Consider the following 19,064-nt stretch of genomic DNA (forward strand, 5'->3'; position numbering starts at 1 on the left):
GTAAAACTGATAAAGAGTTGCCCTATTTTTCCTTTAGATTGCTTTCATCACTCACGGGGTGATATAATGGGGAAGTACGATGAGCTGTTCGCAAGGGTTAAGGAGATGGCGAAGGACGTTGATAGGGCGATATTTGAGCTCATCCCTGAGAAGGAGCCGAAGAACCTCTACGACGCATCCAGACACTATCCGCTCGCCGGCGGAAAGAGGGTTCGTCCCTTCGTGGTTCTCCGTGCCGCTGAGGCGGTAGGAGGCGACCCAAGAAAGGCCCTCTATCCGGCAGCCGCCGTCGAGTTCATCCACAACTACTCGCTGGTTCACGACGACATCATGGACATGGACGAGCTGAGGCGCGGAAGGCCGACCGTTCACAAGCTCTGGGGCGTCAACATGGCGATTCTGGCAGGCGACCTGCTGTTCTCAAAGGCCTTCGAGGCCATCGCCAAGGCCGAGGTAAACCCTGAGAAAAAGGCGAGGATTCTCGACGTTCTGGTCAGAACCTCCAACATGCTCTGCGAGGGGCAGGCGCTTGACATAGAGTTCGAGACGAGGGAAGAGGTTACCGTCGAGGAGTATCTCAAGATGATAAGCGGCAAGACCGGGGCTCTCTTTGAGGGCTCGGCGGAGATAGGCGCGATAGTCGGAACTGAGAACGAGGAGTACATCAAAGCGCTCGCCAAGTGGGGAATGAACGTGGGCATAGCCTTCCAGATATGGGACGACGTGCTCGACCTCATAGCCGACGAGGAGAAGCTCGGAAAGCCCGTCGGCAGCGACATAAGGAAGGGCAAGAAGACGCTGATAGTCAGCCACTTCTTCCAGCACGCTAGCGAGGATGACAAGGCCGAGTTCATGAGGGTCTTCGGCAAGTACGCGGGCGATGCAAAGGGCGACGCGCTGATACACGACGAGAAGGTCAAGGAGGAGGTTGAGAGGGCCATCGAGCTCCTCAGGAAGTACGGCAGTATAGACTATGCGGCAGAATACGCCAAGAACCTTGTCAGGGAGGCCAACGAAGCCCTGAAGGTTCTTCCCGAGAGCGAGGCGAGGAAGGATCTGGAGCTGCTCGCCGAGTTCCTCGTCGAAAGGGAGTTCTGATTTTGGCCCCTCTCCTTTGATTATCCCACCAATGGGTTCTCATGCAAAATCTTATAACATCGCTCCCCCTAATCCTTCTCTGGTGAAAAGCATGGGACAGTCTAAGTGGGGAGTTCTTATCATAATGAGCGCGGCGCTCTTCATAATGTTCATCGACACCACGATGATGAACGTTTCTATAAGCGCCCTTGTGAGGGACCTCGACACAACCGTGGCTGGCGTCCAGGGCGCGATAACGCTCTACGCCCTCGTGATGGCGGCATTCATGATAACCGGTGCGAAGCTCGCGGACATTTGGGGAACAAAGAAGGTTTTCTTCAGAGGGCTGGTTATATACACCGTTGGAACGCTGATGGCCGCCTTCGCTCCAAACCTCGCCGTTCTTCTTCTTGGATGGTCCATCCTCGAGGGCATCGGCGCCTCGATGATGATGCCCGCAACGGTTACGTACATCACCAAGGCCTACACCGGCAAGGACAGGGCCTTCGCCTTCGGCGTCTGGGGAGGCGTCGGCGGAGCGGCGGCGGCCTTCGGCCCGATAATAGGTGGTTTCTTCACTACTTACATCACCTGGCGTCTCGGCTTCTTCATGGAGGCCTTCATCGCCGCGGGGATATTCGCCTACATGAAGATACTCGCTGACTACAAGCCAGAGAAGCGGATAAAACTCGACGTTATCGGGGCGGCACTCGTCGGCATCGGCCTGTTCCTGCTGACTCTCTCGGTCCTCATAATGGATCCGCTGTCGAACCCGCCGGTTCTGCTCCTCATGGTCGCCGGTTTGGTCGTTCTGGCGGCCTTCTGGAAGTACGAGGAGAGGAGAAAGGCCAGGGGAGAGGACGTGCTCATAGATGTGGACATCTTCAAGTCGAAGGTCTTCACCGCCGCCAACCTCGTGAGCATCTTCTTCCAGATAACCCTCGCGGGCATAATGTTCACCGTTCCGGTCTTCGTCCAGCAGTACCTCCACTACAACGCCATCCAGACGGGCTTCGTCATAGTCCCGCTCTCGATAATGATGTTCATCTTCTCCATGAGCGGGCAGAGGTTCGCGAAGTACCTCACTCCGAAGCAGATAATCCAGCTCGGCATCGTTCTGACCTTCGTCGGCCTCTACCTCGTCCTGCGCGTCCTGAAGCCCGGCGTGGAAGGTTCGGACTTCGCCATCGGCCTCGCCCTCTACGGCACCGGCTTCGGGCTGATATTCTCCCAGATAACCAACCTCGCCATGATGGGCGCCAAGCCCGAGCAGCAGGCTGACGCCTCGGGAATATTCAACGCCCAGAAGCAGTTCGGTCTGTCCCTTGGAACGGCCTTCATCGGTGCGGTCCTGGTTCTTGGTGTTATTCACAGCATAACCCGGCAGATTTACGAGTCGGGCCTCTTTGAGGGAAGCAAGGAGCAGATAAAGGAAGCCGTGATCCAGTGGATAATCAAGATGCAGCAGGGTGACCTTAACATTCCGCCGGAGTACCATGACACTGTGCTCCAAATCGTGAACAACTCCTTCATAGACACCATGAAGGTCGCGGTAATCTTCATGATGGGTATACTCGTCATCAGCGCCCTGCTCTCGTTCCTCCTGCCGAGGGGGGAGAAGGCCGGGGCCGTTCCGGAACCAGAAGCGGTGAAAGAGGTGGAAAGAGGGGAATGACTATTTCGCAAGTAGCCAGCCAACCGGCGGATGCTCCGCGCCTTTCTTCCATTTCTCGTAGGCTTTTTGTCTTCTATTTATGTTGCAGTGGATTTTGTACGTAAAAATAGGATTATAAGGGATTTTCTCAATCTCTGGATGGTGGTTGGTTATGAACTTTAGAGAAAGTGGGGAGGAGGTGCCCGTTTTAGTGTACAAGGTGGGAGGGATGGTACTGTCTATCTTGGGCATTGCCGTGGCTATCGGGATACTTCTTAGTACTGCTAATGTTGAGAATCTTGGGGATTTGCCGATAGTAGCCCCCTTCTTAGTGATATTGCCAGTAGTGCTTTTGCTCAGTGGAGCTCATGATGCTCTGGCTTTGATAGAGGAGTTTATCCGCCAGATTAAAGGTGACGATTTTAAGCGAAGATAATTAGAAGAAATGGAAGTAAGGAGCTCACTCCACAAACACCGCCGGCTTCAGCGGCATCGCGGCCTTCTTCTTTCTTCCCTTGTCTTCCTCCGGGTTGATGATTATCTCGATACCGAGCTCTTTCTCCATGAAGTCCTTGGCTTCCCTCAGGGCTTTCTCCTCGTCTATGCGCTTGACGTCGAAGGCCCGCTCCTTGATGAGCCTCTGTATCAGCTTGCTGATCTCCTTGCCGTGCTTTCTCATCTCCGGGTCCTTCATAAGCTCGGCCATGGCGCTCTTGAAGTCCCTCTTCTCAGCGACCACCTCGAGGACGCGCCACTTCCACTCCGGGGCGGTGTAGACGTAGGCCCTCTTGGCGTCCTCTATCTTGGCGACCCTGATGATCTCCTTGATGTCCTCGATGAGGGCCTTGACGAACTCCTCCTCGGCCTCGATGGTTTCGTTCCACCACTCCGGAACCGGCTCCGGCCACTTCGCCAGGCTCACGAAGCCCTCTCCGCCCAGCTTCTTCCAGAGCTCCTCGCTGATGTGCGGTGTGAACGGCGCCATCAGCCTGACCCAGACCTCGGCGAGTTTCCTTAGCACAAAGCGCTTGGCCTTGTCGTCCCTGCCCTCGGTTCTCCTCATGTACCAGCGCAGGTCGTTGAGGACTGAATAGAACGCCCACTGCACTGCAGTCCTCGTCCTGAACTCCTCGAGAGCCTGGGTTGCCCCCTCGATGGCCTTGTTCAGCCTGTGCAGCATCCACTTATCGATGTCCTTGAGCTCGGTCTCCTCCGCCTCGTAGGTGGCGAACTCACTTATCAGCTCGTAGAACCTCTCAACCTGCCTGCGGAGCTTTCCAACTTCCTTCCTGCGCCAGTCGAAGTCGCTGTCGTGCTCGGCCAGGCCCATTATGTAGAGCCTGACGACGTCTGCACCGTTCTCCTCGATTGCATCTATGAAGTTCAGCACGTTGCCCTTGCTCTTGCTCATCTTGGTGCCCTCGAGCGTTCCGAAGCCGTTGACGGCTATGCCCTTTGGCCAGTGCTCGTGCCTGAATATCGCCGTGTGGTTGAAGATGAAGAACGTCAGGTGGTTCGGGATGAGGTCCTTGGCAGAGCAGCGCCAGTCGAGCGGGTACCAGTACTCGAACTCCTCCTTCATCTCGCGGATCGTCTCGGCCGGGATTCCGGTCTTCTCTTCGAGTTCCTTTTCGCGTTCCTCGCTGAACTCCTCCAGGAACAGGTAGTCGAAGAACTCCCTCGTGAGCTTCTCCGGGTCGAGCCTGCCCTCCTCCCTCAGCCTGTTCATGTGCCTGCTTATCGTGTAGTAGGCCATGTAGATGGTCGAGTCGCTCAGGCTCTCGATGACCCAGTCGGGGTCCCACGGGAGCGGCGTTCCCAATCCAACTTTTCTCGCGCAGGCCTTCTTGTCAAGCCAGTCTATCACCGCCTCGAACTGGGCCCTTCTGCTCTCGGGGTAGATCGTCATCTCTGCCAGCGCTTCCCTGGCCTTCTCCTTCCACTCAGGGTTGCCGTAGTCTATGAACCACTGGTCGTGGATTATCTTGATGACCGCCTGGTTGCCGAAGCGGCTTATCACCGGCTTCTCGGCGAACTCGTACATTATCTCCGCCCTTCCGCTCTCGAGCAGCTCCTTGGCTATGAGGTCTTTGGCCTCCTGGACGGACTTGCCGGCATAGGGCTCAATCTTGAAGACTCCCTTGTGGTACTCGGCCTTGTAGATGTTCTTGGTGGCCTCTTCGAGCTTCTCAACGTCCTTCTGGCTCTTCACGCCGAGTTTCTCCGCCTCTTCCACAGCTGGAAAGTCGCCGTAGCCCTCGAGCTTGATCAGCGAGATGTAGCTTATCTCCTCAACGATTCTCGGGTCGATGTCGTATTTGAGCAGAATCTCGGTTTCCTTTTTGAGGTCTTCAAGGGCCACGTGGTCGAAGGGAGCGTGGGCCGGAACGCTCATGACAACTCCAGTTGCGTTGTCCGGGTCAACGAACTCGGCCGGCAGGATGATGACCTCGTCGCCGGTGACTGGGTTCCTCACGTACCTTCCGATCAGCCTCTCGCCCTTAAACTCCTCCAGAACCTCAATCTCCCTGTCCTGGAAGGAGAGCTTGTAAGCCGCTTCCTTGCTGATTATCCACGTCTCAACTTTATCGCCGCGCTTGACCTTCGCCTTGACGTAGGTTGCCTCGGGGTTCAGCCACATGTTGGTGACGCCGTAAACCGTCTCCGGCCTCAGCGTCGCGGCCGGCATGTAGATTTCCTCGCCGTTCTCCTCTAGGATGAACTTGATGATGACGTAGTCGAGTATTTGAACGTCTTCCCCTTCCATTATGTCGTGGTCTCCGAGCGGAGTGCCGACGACCGGGTCCCACCTGACCCTGTGGGCACCCTTAACGACCAGTCCTTTGTCCTTGAGCGTCCAGAACTGCCACTCTATGAACTTGCTGAACGGCGGGAAGAGGCTCGTCGTGTGGAATTCGCGCGTCCAGTCGACGGAGAAGCCAGCCCTGATGAAGGTCTCCCTGGCGGCCTTCATGAAGTAGTTGACTATCTCCTTGGGATCTTCAAACTTCCAGAGTATATCCTCCGGAACCTTGTAGACGTCGCGGTAGATGTGTATCGTCTTTGGGTCGCGGTGCTTTATCCTCTCGGCGATTCCGACTATCGGCGCACCGGTGATGTGCCAGGCCATCGGAAAGAGAACGTTGTAGCCCTGCATGCGCTTGAAGCGTGCTATAACGTCGGGAATTGTGTAGGTCCTCGCGTGGCCGACGTGGAGGTGTCCCGAGAGGTACGGGAAGGCGACCGTGATGTAGAACTTCTTCTCCTTCGGTTTCTCATTCGCCTTTGGTTCGAAGGCCTTCTCTTCCAGCCAGCGCTTCTGCCACTTCTCCTCAATGGCCTTGAAGTTAAGCTCAGCCATGGCCATACCTCCTCAGAATTTTTTCAAAAGAGCGTGAGCGATACTCCAGAATAGGGGGGCTATTCGGGAAATCAGGCACGGTTGCGATTCCAGCGATGGAGAAGACACTCCCCCCTCATTGGCATCGGAGCGAGTAGGATTCCTCATATTTAAATCTTTTGCTGGGTTCTGGTGGTTCCCTCCGTTTACTTTTCGGCGTCTTCCGAACCAAAGTTGTTATATATCTTGGGTTCGTTTGGTTAAATTGGTGGGGTGATGGCTGTGGGAAAGCTCGGTGAGGTGTTCCAGTTCCTGGATTCCATCGGATTTGGGGAAACCGTGCTCGTTGAGTACACTTCACCCAACTACACCCTGGACTTCATGGTGCTCCTTCTGAAACGCTACGCCGATGACAGGGGCCATCCCTTCGTCGTTGACGATAACCTTGACACCCTCCACGTTATCAATGAGCACCTCAAGTTCTTCGGGGTGAGGAACATCTTCGACGATGCCATCGTTCTGAAGACCGGGGGGATCGTCAACATCGGAAATGTCGTTGGCAGGGTGAAAGTGGAGAGTGAGGCCTCGATATACCTGCGCAGATACGAGGAAGCAAGTACCAAGGCTTTCTCTGGTCTGAGGGAGTCCATAAACGTGGTTATCGGACTGGAAAAGCTCTTCGCTTTCGTTGAGGACTACCGCAACTTCTACGAGATAATCTCCAGCATAGACCGGTTCCTCGGAAACCGGAAGAGAAAAGCGTTCTACCTGCTCGACAGGAACATCTGCGAAAGGATTCCCATAAATCCCCTGCCCGAACTGGAGAAGATCGCGAGCACCTTCCTGGACGTTAGGCTCGACGGCAACAGGCTGATAGGCAGGATACGCAAATCCCCGGACATAAGGATGATGGGATGGGAGATAGAGGTTTCGGTCGAGGACATCCTCTGATACTTCGAAACCCTTTTCTTTCGTTTTGCCATCTCTGATCGGTGATGTGCTTGAAACGTGCTTTTATAAACGGGAACGTCTACGTCTCATTCCGTCCCGTCAGGCGCGTCGAGGCGTTTTTAGTCGTGGACGGGAGAGTAGCAATGCTCGGAAGCACGGAGGAAGTCCTCAAGGCTGCCGAAGTTCTGAACGCTGAGATAATCGACCTCGACGGGGGGACGGTTCTGCCGGCCTTCATAGACTCCCACATGCACCTCGACGAGCTCGGGGAGTACCTCAACATGCTCGACCTCCGGGGAGTGCGGAGCATCGAAGAGCTGAAGGAAAAGCTCAGAAAGTTCGCGGAGAAAAAGGACGGCTGGCTCCGCGGCCACGGCTGGGACCAGGAACTCTTCGAGGAGAGGCGCTGGCCCACGAGGCACGATCTGGATGAGGTCGTGAGCGACAGGCCGGTCATGCTCTCCCGCGTCTGCCTCCACGCTGCCGTTCTGAATACGAGGGCCCTCGAGGAGACTGGCTTGATTGAGTGGGATTCAGAGGACGTCCTCAGGGACGAAAACGGAGAGCCCACCGGCATCGTGAAGGAGGATGCCTTCAGTTATGCCGTCAGGAAGTTCGACGAGATGGTAACCGAGGATGAATACGGGAAGTACATGCTCCAGGCGGCTGAATATGCCCTCTCGAAGGGTGTAACAACCGTCGGCTTCGTCAGCGTTAGTGAGAGGGCCCTGAAGGCGCTGAGCAGGCTCGATGCCGAGGGGAAACTCAGGCTGAGGGTGAAGGTCTACCTGAACCCGGGTGAGAACCTCGGGGTTCTCGAATCGCTTAAAAGGCTCGGGATAAGGCGCGGCTTCGGCGGTGGGAGACTGAAAATAGGTGGGATAAAGGTTCTCGCCGATGGCTCCCTCGGGGCGAGGACCGCGTGGCTATCAAGCCCCTACAGCGATGCCGAGACGAGTGGACATCCAAACGTAACGAAGGAGTGGCTTGAGCTGGTGGCGAGGGGAACCCACGAGGCCGGACTTCAAATGGCGGTTCACGCGATAGGCGACGCGACTATGGACATGGTCCTCGACGTCTACGAATCCCTTGGGAACGTTGAAGGGGCCGGCCACAGGATAGAACACGCCTCCCTCATGAGACCCGACCAGATAGAGCGTGCCAAGAGGCTCGGCGTCAGACTCGCGCTCCAGCCGCACTTCGTCATGACCGACTGGTGGGTGATTGAGAGGGTTGGTGAGAAGCGGGCAAAGTGGGTCTATCCTTTCCGGAGCATCGCCAAGGCAGGGATGCCCTTCGGGCTCAGCACGGACTCGCCGGTGGAGCCCCTTGACCCGTGGGAAACCGTCTATGCCGCGGTAACGCGCGGGAAATATGAGGGAGTCCCCCTCGCGGAGCTCACCTCGGATGAGGCTTTGAGCCTTGAAGAGACGCTTCATGCATACACCGCAGGCTCCGCGGAAGTTCTCATGGAAGATGACCTGGGAAGCCTCGAAGAGGGAAAGCTCGCGGACTTCATAATCGTCAGCGATGACCCCTTCGAGGTCGATGAAAAGGAGCTGAGGGAAATAAAGATCCTTGAAACGTACCTAGGAGGGGAGAGGGTCTTCAAAGCCTGATAAGCTCCCTCTCCGCCCTCGTCAGCCTCTTTCCTTTTCCATCGTGAACGACGACGTCGTCCTCTATGCGAACCCCTCCGAGGCCGGGAACGTAGATTCCGGGCTCTATCGTAAAGGTCATGCCGTTCTCTAGGACCACGTTTCCGTCCGGCCCTATGTAGGGCTCCTCGTGGACGTCCAGCCCTAATCCGTGTCCTGTCCTGTGGGTGAAGTACTCGCCGTAGCCGGCTTTTGCTATCGTCTCCCTTGCTGCCTCGTCCACGTCCTTTGCGAGAACACCCGCACGGACGGCCTTATACGCCCTCTCCTGGGCCTCCTTAACTACCTCGTAGATCTCTACGAGCTTTTCGTTCGGCCGTCCGAGGGCTATTGTCCTTGTGATGTCCGAACAGTAGCCCTTCCACTTGGCCCCGTAGTCGAGTATCACCATGTCCCCCTTCCTGAGCCGCCTGTTTCCCGGCTCGTGGTGTGGATTGGCCGCGTTCTCACCGCTGGCCACTATCGGCTCGAAGGAGATTCCATCGCTGAGCTCCTTTATCGCCAGCTCTATCTTCAAGGCCAGCTCCCTCTCGCGCATTCCCACGAGGTCCCAGCTCAGAATCTCGTCGAAGACCCTGTCCGCTGCCTTGGCGGCGTGCCCCAGCATCTCTACCTCGTGCTTGTCCTTTCTCATGCGGAGCTCCCTGACGAGCGAGCTTAGGGGATAGAACTCGAAGGGGCCGAGCCTTATGACGTTCATCAGCCAGTCGGCGCGCATCGTGTCCTCTATGAGAAGCCTCCCGTCAGATAGGTGGAACTCCGCCAGAATCCAGGCGAGTTTGTCGTAGGGGTTCTCCCCGTCGCGCCAGAAGGTCACCGGAAAGTTCCTGACCACGTTCTCGTAGAGGCTCGGGGCCAGGAGCCGGTACTCACCGTCGGCGCTTACAACCAGAACTGTGAGCCTCTCGCCCGCCTCGTGTATCCTCAGCCCCGTGAGGTAGTAGAGGTTCGTTCCGGGGCTTATTAGAGCACCGTCGAAGTTCCTTTCCTTCATGAGGGATACGAGTCTTTGAAGGCGCATCGGTTTCACCGTATTAACTACTCCGCAAGGCTTAAAAACTCAACCTCGAACCTCGACCGACTGGGCGGGCCAAGCCCGCGGGATGTTCCCGTAAGGGAGAACCACAAGCACGGAAGGAGGGAGCAAGATGGGAATGTACAAGTACATTAGGGAAGCCTGGAAGAGCCCCAAGAAGAGCTACGTCGGGGAGCTTCTCAAGGTTAGGATGATAAAGTGGCGCCGTGAGCCTGTCGTCGTTAGGATCGAGAGGCCGACCAGGCTCGACAGGGCCAGGAGCCTCGGCTACCAGGCCAAGCAGGGCTACGTTATGGTTCGCGTCCGCGTGAGAAAGGGCGGAAGGAAGAGGCCCAGGTGGAAGGGCGGAAGAAAGCCGAGCAAGATGGGTATGGTCAAGTACAGCCCGAAGAAGAGCCTCCAGTGGATAGCTGAGGAGAAGGCCGCGAGAAAGTTCCCGAACCTCGAGGTCCTCAACAGCTACTGGGTCGGCGAGGACGGAATGTACAGGTGGTTTGAGGTCATAATGGTCGACCCGCACCACCCGGTCATCAAGGCTGACCCCAAGATCAACTGGATCACCGGCAAGGCCCACAAGGGTCGCGTCTTCCGCGGACTCACCAGCGCCGGCAGGAAGAGCCGCGGCCTGAGGAACAAGGGCAAGGGCGCCGAGAAGATCAGGCCCAGCATAAGGGCCAACAAGGGCAAGGGCAAGTGATTTTTCGGCCCTTTTTCTCTTCGTTTCGGTTTCTGTTGAGTTTCTCCAGAAACCCGTTCTGCTGTTCTATCCATGTTAAGGGTCTTCTGCAATGTGGCCGTACGACCTGAGCGGTTACCTTTTAAAGCACGGCGTCGAATCAACCCCGGTGAGAGCGATGGGGAAGATAAGGGCGCATCACGTCAGGATTACCACGTTCATCCACGCCACCGAGGATGAAGACAAGGTTCTCGAAGCGATATCTACCTTCATCCCCGAAGATATAGACGACGAAGATGTCATCTTTGACATAGACGAGACCACGGGTTTCTTCGGAAACCCCATCAAGGTCGTCAACGTGGAGATAAAACGGAGCAAGGCCGTTAGAAAGTTCATCGACTACTTCAAGGAGCTGCTGAGCGAGGAGGACAGGCGTTACATCATCGAGAACCTCGATGAAAAGGTGGACGAGGAGGGAACGCTCTACGTCCGCTTCAACAAGCAGAAAGCTTACCTCGGCGAGCCGGAGATAGACGAGGGCGGCGATACCATCCAGGTCAAGATAAAGGTCAAGGCCTTCCCGATGAGGAAGGAAGCGGTCGTTAAAGCCGTGAGGGAGTGGCTGGAGGAATGAGCGAGGAGGTCTCCTTCTCGAGGGACTACTTCGTTGAGATGGACGTGAGGAGCGAGGAAGCCTACGATTTGGCCAAAGAGTGGTTCGACGAGGTCGTCTTCACAAAAAAGCTCGTCCTCGAAAGTTCTCCCAACTGGGACGAGCTCAAGGAAGAGATTAGGGAGCTTCGCGAGAGATACGGAAAGGTCGCCCTCCTTCTCATCACGAAGAAACCCAGCCTCATCCGGGAGGTGAAGAACCGCAATTTAAAGGTCCTGCTCTACGTCCAGGGCGGCGACATGAGGGTCAACCGCTTCGCCCTTGAGGCCGGCGTTGATGCACTCATAAGCCCGTGGCTGGGGAGGAAGGACCCGGGCTTCGACCACGTTCTGGCGAAGATAGCGGCCAAGAAGGGGGTCGCGATAGGGTTTTCCTTTTCCCCGCTCCTCACCGCCAATCCCTACGAGAGGGTCCAGCTCCTCCGCTTCATGACCAAGACCTGGCAGCTCGTTGACAAGTACTCGGTTCCGAGGTTCATTACGAGCTCGGCCGAGAGCAAGTGGGAGGTTCGCTCCCCGAGGGATTTGATGAGTCTCGGGATAAACGTCGGCATGGAAATTCCAAAGGCCAGAGCCAGCCTGAACTTCTATCCGAGGAGGATTCTGGGGAAGCTCAGGGGCTCCACATCCAGTTCCCGTACCTGAGAACGAGGAATGCAATCCCGACCCCGAGAACCATCAGAATCATCAGAATCGCGGCCAGTTTTTTCTCATCCTGAACGTCCATCGTATCACCTTCTATTGGATTGGCCCTCGGGTTATAAAAACCTTCCCCAGGGTTCGAAGTGCCCCCTCAACGGCTCCGAATCCGGGCGAATTCCTTCACCGCCTCGCAGTTCCCCCGCGCGGAAACCACCGCAACGCCCCCTCCCAAAACGTCCATCTCCGATATATAGACGCACTGACTTCCCTTCCGCAGGAGTGTCGCTTTTGGGATCTGATTCCCCGTCACTGGCTCGTATCCCGATTTCTCTGCCCTTTCGACGGCGGCCAGATAAGCTCTGTCCGCTTCCTCTGTGGGAGTATCCAAAACAACAACGCGCCCGGTCACCGGAAGCCTCACCCACGTCTTCTCCCACGCCATGCCGGAGACGTGAAGAACCCCCGATTCGGTAAGGTAATAGCAGGAATAGGCAACGTCCGCGCTCCCGTTAAGAGGCCAGGGGTTTTCCTCGGGCTTCCAGCAGCCGGTAGCAAAGTGAAGGCCGAAATAAACGTTGGGGCCGGAGGCCGAGGGTGGTCGGAGGAAGAGGGTTAGCACCACCATGACGCCCACGAAGATGGCGGCCTTCCCCGGATTTTTGTGAAAATATCCCCTCAGGAGGATGAGCGGGAGCGTGAACGCTGTGATGAAGAGCAGAGCTCCGGCCAATTCGTTCAGCTGAACGACCATCCACGCCGCGAGGAGCAGGGGAATCCCAAAGAGGAGTGATAGGGCGAGTCCCTTCATAATGGCCACTACGGCGCCGGATTTTATAACGGCTCCCTTCACTTCGAACCCGTTTGAAGCGGTAGCGTTATTAGGGACGCCGTTCAAATTGAAACGATGGGCCATGCTCCGGCTGGAAATCTACTGCGACGAGGGTGAGGGTGAGAAAGTTAGGAAGGTTCTGACCGAATGGAGCCTCCAGTTCTACGCCGAGGAAGTGCAGAGCAACGAGCACCGGGCGCTCAAATTCACCGTCCTCGTGCCGGATTTCGTGATTAACGACGTCGTCGACGAGCTGATGAAAGCCGTTGACCTACGGAAGGGGCACTCATCGATAACCTGGGCCCCCGTCAGCGGGAAGTCCGTGAAATACGCAAACTCGGTAAAGTCCCTTAAAAAGTTCAAGCGCCGCTGGACCCTGGCGGCCATAGAGGGGCTCATCGAGAACGCCAACAACCAGGCTCAAGTCGACCCGATTCAGCTCACCCTCGGTGCCGTTGCCTCGATTATAGCCCTCTTCGGCCTCATCAACGACAGCATAGTAATGATAATCTCGGCCATGCTCCTCTCACCGATCCTCGGCCCGCTCTACGGCTTCTCCCTCAACATCGTCATGGGCAAGGGGAGGGATGCCCTCGATGCCGTTTCCTCAATCCTAAAGCTCCTCGGCGTTATATTCCTGTCGGCTCTCCTCGTGTCCCTGGCCCTCAGGTTTGCGGGCTCAATGCCCCCCGAACCAACCCATGAGATACTCGTCCGCGGCGACTCCGGGCTGATTTACATACTCTTAGCTATAATCCTCGGCTACGCCGGAATAGTTGCCATAGTCAGCAGAATCCCGGAGATTCTGGCAGGCGTCTCGATCGCCGCCGCCCTCGTCCCGCCGACAACGGTCATAGGGATATCCCTCGCTATGGGCTGGTGGGGAATTTTTAGGGGCTCGCTCGTCCTCACAGTTGAGAACGTCCTCGGCCTTCTCAGCGGTTCTCTACTTGGACTCTACGTCCTGAACGTCTCCCCCAGGAGTTACTACGAGAGAAGGGCCGCGAAGCTCTACACGAAGAGAACGATGCTGGTGCTGGCAGTTATGCTCGTCACTCTCGTCCTTGTGGAGCTCCTCAGCTAGGCCACTTCCGTCTGCTCGTAGACGGGTCTGCCCTTCCTGTGCTTGACCAGGAGACCGTAGAAGAACTCCTTCATGTCCGGACCCATCTCGTCGTCGAGGAGCAGATCGGCCCTTCCGGGGTACTCCTTCTCAGCCTTCGTGATGAGGAGGGCTATCTGGGGCGTGAGGTGCTCCAAGAGTGCTCTGACGAGTTCGGGATAGACCTCTTCCTCCAGCTCCTCGTCCGATTCGATGCCGAGGTAGACGACGAAGCCCTTCATCTGGACCGCGAGAACGAATTCATCCTCGCTCAGCTCGAAGAAGGAGAAGTTGTAGCTCTTGGAGTCGGTTCTCGCCAGCAGAACCCCCCTTATGGAGAGGGTCACCGGCTCCTCGTCTATCTCGAACACAAGGTCCTTGGCGAGCTCCCTGGTCGCTATGGCGTACAGCTCCTCGATTGGCATGGGGCTATCTTTCCCCGGGGGAATAAAAGGGTTTCGCGTCACGTTTTTAACGATGACGTCCAAAGAGATTACGGTGGTGTCATGAAGATCACTCGCTTCGGTGTATCGGTTCCGGATGAATTGCTCGAAAGGTTCGACCGTATAATCGAGGAGAAGGGCTACGTCAACAGGAGCGAGGCAATAAGGGACATGATGCGGGATTTCATAGTCAGACACGAGTGGGAGGAGGGAGACCGGGACGTTGCCGGTACAATCACGATAGTTTACAACCACGACGAGGCCGACGTCGTGAAGGAGCTCCTCGATCTCCAGCACGACTACGTTGACGAGATAATTTCAAACCTCCACGTCCACATGGACGAGCACAACTGCCTCGAGGTCGTCGTGGTCAAGGGCAAGGCCACGAGGATAAAGGAGATAGCCGAGAGGCTGATAAGCCTGAAGGGGGTAAAGCACGGGAAGCTCGTGATGACGACCACCGGGAGGGAACTGGTTTGATAAAATTTGAGAGGTGGCGAAGGTGAGGCTCTTTTCCTTCCTCTCATCCCTGCTGGTCGTGCTCTCCTTCGCCCTGCCGTGGTTCCGCTTTGACGGCGGAGAGATAACATTCATCGGCATCCTCCGCGAAGTCCTGACCATCCCGAGCGGGTTCGAGGGGGCCTTCTGGTGGCTCAACCCCAACAGCACCGCGGGCATGTTCACCTTCATAGCGTTCTTTGCGGGGATATTCATGATCCTCGTGGCGGTGCTCTTCGGAGTCCTGGGCGGCAGGCTCGGGCCCGGAATCGGCACGGTTGGAATGTTCGTCTTCACCGTGGTCTCGTGGTACGTCTACGGCTCCGGCTACTTCGGAATCCTGGCGGAGGGCTACGTTATAGCCCTGCTCAGCTTTGTAATAGGCTTCGTAGTCGCGGGCGGCGAAAAGCTCTAGCCAACGACCTCGGCTATCTCACCGTTCCCGGGCGGCAGGGCTGACATGATGTCCTCTTCCCTTACCTTGTAGCCCCACTTTTCGAGGATGCGCTTTATCCTCTTCACCAGCTCGCTCTTCTTGAGTGAGCCGGGACGGATTACGATGTACCTGTCCGTGTGGGCTTTTATGGCCTCGATAGGCGCGCAGACGACGAAGTCCTCGCCCTCGTAGTTGATTACGCCGATGGCGAGCTTGAGCGGAAGCCCGTGGAGCCAGTTCCGCTTGCCGTAGACCATGAAGGCCCCCTTGCCCAGGTACTCGCCGCTGGGCGTCTGCTTGGTGACCTGGTTCGGATGCGCCCAGTAGGCGTCCTCGCTGTAAACGCCCCTGCTCCATGCCTTGCTCATCGAAACCGCGAACTGGCAGGCCTCGAAGATGGTCTTTTCTCCAGCCTTCTGGCCGTCCTTGATGACGACGTGCGGGGCGCCGTAAACGTCGGCGTGACAGTAGAGGTCGTTATCGTCCATGTGCCTCTTTATGAGAATCTCGTTGGTGCCGGCGTCTTTACCAGCTAGAACAAGGAAGCCCTCGCTCGAAACGAACCAGCGGAACTTCTCGAACCACTTCTTCTTTCTCCTCTCTATCCTCTTAACGCTGAGTTCCTTCTTGAGCTCCTCCTCGATGAGCCTCTCTATCTCGTCCAGCTTTCTCTTCGTGTCCTCGTAGGCCTTGAGCGCCCCCTCGTGCTTGTGTCTGAACTTCTTGGCCTTCTCGTAGTAGAGCTCGGCGTTCTCGCCTATGCTCCTGTTGAGGTACAGCCTGACCTTCTTCCCCTCAAGCTCTATCGTCACGGCCTTTTCCTTCGGATCGGTTCCCTTCACCATAAGCGCGACCCTGTTTCCGGCCTTCTTGCCCTCCTCTATACGCTTCTTGAACTCGTCCCAGCCGAGGGTCTCCGTGGCTTTCCTGAACTCCTCCAAAAGCTTCTCTATGAGGGAGTAATTCGCGTAGATCAGGTCTCCTATCTCCTGGTTGGCCTTCGCACCCTCCTCGAAGCCCCTGAGCATCTCCTCCTGCTTCTTGAGTGTCATGAGGAGTTGCCTCTTCTTGGCCTCGAGCCTCTTCGTCTGCTCAATCCTTGCCTTCTCAATGGTTATCTTCCCAAAGTACTCGTCGAGGGCCTCGCTGAAGGTGGTAAAATAGCGCTTCTCGAACCCCTCGTAGATTCTCAGCTCTATCGGAACGACGTCGTGCATGTTCCCGTCCTTGAGGACTATGTTGGGCCTCGGCTCATCGTTGAACGTGTTCATCATTGCCTCGTAGACCCTCAGCAGGTCGTCGTCGCTCAGCTCCTTAACCGGTGTCGTCTTGTCGAAGCCTGCCCTGATGGAAATCTCCTCCGCGTACATCCCGCCCATGTTGAGCTTCCTCGCGAGGGCGCGCACGAGCTCGAGCTCTTCATTCTCCCTCATCAGCTCGATGAACCTCTCCCGCGTTACCTCGAGCGGGTTCTCCCTGGCTGGGGGATACTGGTATTCCGCCTTCGGCATTATCCTTCTGTCCTTGTACTCCTCGTAGCGTAACGCCGCAACGATTTTGTTCTCCCCGTCCACGAGTATCACGTTTCCCCTCCTGAATAGCTCGCCGACGAGGGTGTAGTCCCCAACGCGGATCTTCACTATCCTGTCGAAGCCGTGTTGCTCTATCGCGTCTATGAAGCCGCCGCTGAGGTGCTTCCTAAGGAGCATGGTGAAGCTCGACGGCTGCTTCGGCGCCTCCTTCACGTACGTCGTCACATGGAAGCGCTTCCCGGCCTGGAGGATTAAATCCTGCCTCCCCTCCCTCGTCCTGAGCTTTATCCTAATCTCATCGCCATCGTGGTAAATCTTGTCAACGCGAGAGCCAACTAGGGACTGCAGTTCCCTCACGATGTAGCGGATATCAACGCTGCTCATCTCTTCCTTCATCCTCTCACCCCTCACGGATTGTTCCTCTCCCCTTTAAACCTAACCGGTGTTCGCAAGTGTTCACGGGGCCAACTCTGTTCCGGATAAGGTTAAATACTCCGAGTGCGATAACACTCCCGGTGATACAGAGTGAAAGGTTACTTTACATTCGTCCTCCACACCCATCTCCCCTACGTTAGGAAGCACGGCAAATGGCCCTTCGGAGAGGAATGGCTCTACGAGGCCATGAGCGAAACTTACCTACCCCTCCTCATGGAGTTCGAGCGCCTCCGCTCCTCTGGGGTGAGGTTCCAGCTCGTGATAAACATAACCCCTGTCCTGGCCGAGCAACTGGCCGACGACTACATTAAGGCCGAGTTCGAGAGGTACCTAACACGGAAGATTGAAACCACCGAGGAAGACCTGAAATCGGGCAAGTACGACGAAAGGGCCGTCAGAGCATCCCTCGACCACTTCAGGAAGGTCTACGACTACTGGAGGGCCATAAACGGCGACATCGTAGGAAAGTTCCGCGAGTTCCAGGATGCGGGATACATCGAGGTGATAGCCTCCGCGGCAACGCACGGCTACCTGCCACTCCTCGGAAGGGATGAGGCGATAAGGGCCCAGCTCGCCAACGGAATAGCCACCTACGAGAAGCACTTCGGCAGGAGGCCGAGGGGAATATGGCTGCCCGAATGCGCCTACCGGCCCGCGGGGGAGTGGGAGCTGCCGGACGGGAGGAAGGTTGAGAGGCAGGGCATAGAGAAATTCCTGGAAGAGTTCGGCATCGAGTACTTCTTCGTGGAGAGCAACCTGATCGACGAGGGCCCGGTGACGAAGGGCTACGGCGAGATTCCACTCTACGAGGGAGAGAAGAGCACGCTGAGGCCCTACTGGATCAAGGGTTCTCGGGTGGCAGTCTTTGCCCGCAACAGGGAAACGGGCCACCAGGTCTGGAGCGCGCACTACGGCTATCCCGGCGACTTCTGGTACAGGGAGTTCCACAGGAAGGCCGAAAAAAGCGGTGGCCAGTACTGGCGCGTAACGGGGAAAAACGTTGACCTCGGCGAGAAGGAGTTCTACGATCCCGAGAAGGCCATGGAGCGGGTCGAGGAGCACGCCAGGCACTTCGTCTCGTTGGCGGAGAGGCTGCTGGGTGAGTTCGAGGAGAGGTTCGGGGAGAAGGGTATAATCGTTTCTCCCTACGACACGGAGCTCTTCGGCCACTGGTGGTTCGAGGGCGTCAAGTGGCTCGGAAGGGTTCTTGAGCTGATGGCGGAAAGGGGAATCGTCACCACAACGCTCTCATCCTATCTTGACAACTACACCGGCGAGAGGTATGAGATTGAGCTCCCGGAGGGATCGTGGGGGGCCAATGCAGACCACTCGACGTGGTGGAACGAGGAGACCGAATGGACGTGGGGGCACGTCTACAGCGCCGAGGACCGGATGGTGGCCCTGGCGAGTGAGTACTACGGAAGGGATAGAACCGCCGATAGAATCCTCGAACAGCTTGCGAGGGAGCTTTTAATCCTCGAAGCGAGCGACTGGCAGTTTCTTATAACGACCGGACAGGCGAAGGAGTACGGGAAGAGGAGGATTCTGGTGCACAGCAGGGACTTCCACAGGCTGGCCAACGAGCTGGTGAGGTACGCCAAAGCCGGAGACTTCGACGTTAGGCTCCTCGAGGAGCTCGAGGAAAGGGACAACGCATTCAGACCGGTGATTGTTGGTAGCTACGTGAGCGAAAGTCCCCCTGAGGTTCAGGAGTACGTGGAACCGCCAGAGGTTCCGCCCGAAAGGAGTGAAGGGCCAGTTGAACGGCCGAGGGAGGAGCTTCCGGAGAGGGCGTACGCTACCGAGGTCGTCAAGGAGATAGCCGTTAAGCCCCCTAGAAAGGTAAAGAGGCCCAGCCCGGAGGAATCCAGAGAGCCCCGGACGCGGAAGAAGGGAAAACCCGGCAGGGTCGAGAGCGACCTCCTGAGGATAAAGGGCATCGGGCCAAAAACGCTGGCAAAGCTCCAGCGAGCCGGGGTTCATAGCATCGAAGACCTCAAGATGGCGAACGTTGAGGAACTGGCCAGAAAAACGCGCATTTCGCCCAAAAGGCTGAGAAAGTTTCTGGCCCAGGTTTCTTAAC

At 56.8% G+C, this 19,064-nt stretch carries 17 protein-coding genes; 12 read left to right on the plus strand and 5 right to left on the minus strand.

The features are described from left to right. The first annotated feature begins 66 nt into the window (after positions 1-66). The 3 genes from CDI07_RS01405 (at position 67) to CDI07_RS01415 (ending at position 3,167) form a co-directional block, all read left to right on the plus strand. Entirely contained in the window at positions 67-1,098 is a 1,032-nt protein-coding gene (locus CDI07_RS01405; RefSeq protein WP_088179907.1) for a polyprenyl synthetase family protein, read from the plus strand. Between the two features lie 91 nt (positions 1,099-1,189). Beyond that, a complete protein-coding gene (locus CDI07_RS01410; protein ID WP_088179908.1) occupies positions 1,190-2,752 on the plus strand; it encodes an MFS transporter in 1,563 nt (520 codons plus the stop codon). Between the two features lie 151 nt (positions 2,753-2,903). Beyond that, positions 2,904-3,167, plus strand: a complete 264-nt coding sequence (locus tag CDI07_RS01415) for a hypothetical protein (protein ID WP_088179909.1) — start codon at positions 2,904-2,906, stop codon at positions 3,165-3,167. A gap of 24 nt (positions 3,168-3,191) precedes the next feature. Here the strand turns inward: CDI07_RS01415 and leuS are convergent, their stop codons facing one another. Next, complete coding sequence (gene leuS, locus CDI07_RS01420) at positions 3,192-6,092, minus strand: leucine--tRNA ligase (protein ID WP_088179910.1); 2,901 nt, start codon at positions 6,090-6,092, stop codon at positions 3,192-3,194. Between the two features lie 255 nt (positions 6,093-6,347). Here leuS and CDI07_RS01425 point away from each other — a divergent pair, with 255 nt between their 5' ends. Both CDI07_RS01425 and CDI07_RS01430 read left to right on the plus strand, forming a co-directional pair. Next, positions 6,348-7,022 (plus strand): DUF257 family protein, encoded by a 675-nt coding sequence (locus CDI07_RS01425; protein ID WP_088179911.1) that lies wholly within the window; start codon positions 6,348-6,350, stop codon positions 7,020-7,022. A gap of 44 nt (positions 7,023-7,066) precedes the next feature. Continuing rightward, complete coding sequence (locus CDI07_RS01430) at positions 7,067-8,641, plus strand: amidohydrolase (RefSeq protein WP_088179912.1); 1,575 nt, start codon at positions 7,067-7,069, stop codon at positions 8,639-8,641. On the opposite strand, the gene CDI07_RS01435 is transcribed toward CDI07_RS01430, so the two are convergent. Next, positions 8,631-9,701, minus strand: a complete 1,071-nt coding sequence (locus CDI07_RS01435) for a Xaa-Pro peptidase family protein (protein WP_088179913.1) — start codon at positions 9,699-9,701, stop codon at positions 8,631-8,633. The two genes, CDI07_RS01430 and CDI07_RS01435, sit on opposite strands and share 11 nt — an antisense overlap. 127 nt (positions 9,702-9,828) lie before the next feature. Between CDI07_RS01435 and CDI07_RS01440 the strand changes: the two genes are divergently transcribed. From CDI07_RS01440 to CDI07_RS01450, 3 genes are all read left to right on the plus strand, one after another. Next, positions 9,829-10,413, plus strand: coding sequence for a 50S ribosomal protein L15e (locus CDI07_RS01440; protein WP_088179914.1), 585 nt, complete (start codon positions 9,829-9,831; stop codon positions 10,411-10,413). A 157-nt stretch (positions 10,414-10,570) separates the two neighbouring features. After that, positions 10,571-11,026 (plus strand): RNA-binding protein, encoded by a 456-nt coding sequence (locus tag CDI07_RS01445; protein WP_088179915.1) that lies wholly within the window; start codon positions 10,571-10,573, stop codon positions 11,024-11,026. After that, positions 11,023-11,709 carry a Ribonuclease P protein component 3 gene (locus CDI07_RS01450; RefSeq protein ID WP_088179916.1) on the plus strand — a complete coding sequence of 229 codons (687 nt, stop codon included), beginning with the start codon at positions 11,023-11,025 and terminating at the stop codon, positions 11,707-11,709. The genes CDI07_RS01445 and CDI07_RS01450 overlap by 4 nt, the downstream gene beginning before the upstream one ends. Positions 11,710-11,857: 148 nt before the next feature. Here CDI07_RS01450 and CDI07_RS01455 read toward each other — a convergent pair whose 3' ends face one another. Continuing rightward, positions 11,858-12,514 carry a hypothetical protein gene (locus tag CDI07_RS01455; RefSeq protein WP_145954966.1) on the minus strand — a complete coding sequence of 219 codons (657 nt, stop codon included), beginning with the start codon at positions 12,512-12,514 and terminating at the stop codon, positions 11,858-11,860. Between the two features lie 88 nt (positions 12,515-12,602). On the opposite strand from CDI07_RS01455, the gene CDI07_RS01460 reads away from it, so the two are divergent. After that, on the plus strand, positions 12,603-13,619 hold the full coding sequence (locus CDI07_RS01460) for a TIGR00341 family protein (RefSeq protein WP_226996594.1): 1,017 nt from the start codon (positions 12,603-12,605) through the stop codon (positions 13,617-13,619). Here CDI07_RS01460 and CDI07_RS01465 read toward each other — a convergent pair. After that, a complete protein-coding gene (locus tag CDI07_RS01465) occupies positions 13,616-14,062 on the minus strand; it encodes a hypothetical protein (protein WP_014012474.1) in 447 nt (148 codons plus the stop codon). The two genes, CDI07_RS01460 and CDI07_RS01465, sit on opposite strands and share 4 nt — an antisense overlap. Positions 14,063-14,143: 81 nt before the next feature. Here CDI07_RS01465 and nikR point away from each other — a divergent pair, with 81 nt between their 5' ends. Both nikR and CDI07_RS01475 read left to right on the plus strand, forming a co-directional pair. Then, complete coding sequence (gene nikR, locus CDI07_RS01470; RefSeq protein WP_088179919.1) at positions 14,144-14,560, plus strand: nickel-responsive transcriptional regulator NikR; 417 nt, start codon at positions 14,144-14,146, stop codon at positions 14,558-14,560. Positions 14,561-14,582: 22 nt separating this feature from the next. Next, positions 14,583-14,993 carry a hypothetical protein gene (locus tag CDI07_RS01475; protein ID WP_014012472.1) on the plus strand — a complete coding sequence of 137 codons (411 nt, stop codon included), beginning with the start codon at positions 14,583-14,585 and terminating at the stop codon, positions 14,991-14,993. Here CDI07_RS01475 and rqcH read toward each other — a convergent pair. Further along, complete coding sequence (rqcH, locus tag CDI07_RS01480) at positions 14,990-16,942, minus strand: ribosome rescue protein RqcH (protein WP_088179920.1); 1,953 nt, start codon at positions 16,940-16,942, stop codon at positions 14,990-14,992. The two genes, CDI07_RS01475 and rqcH, sit on opposite strands and share 4 nt — an antisense overlap. A 129-nt stretch (positions 16,943-17,071) precedes the next feature. Here rqcH and CDI07_RS01485 point away from each other — a divergent pair, with 129 nt between their 5' ends. Further along, complete coding sequence (locus CDI07_RS01485) at positions 17,072-19,063, plus strand: 1,4-alpha-glucan branching protein (protein ID WP_088179921.1); 1,992 nt, start codon at positions 17,072-17,074, stop codon at positions 19,061-19,063. Position 19,064: the final 1 nt, after the last annotated feature.

The organism is Thermococcus sp. 5-4 (assembly GCF_002197185.1).
In the GTDB taxonomy this organism is placed as follows: domain Archaea; phylum Methanobacteriota_B; class Thermococci; order Thermococcales; family Thermococcaceae; genus Thermococcus; species Thermococcus radiotolerans.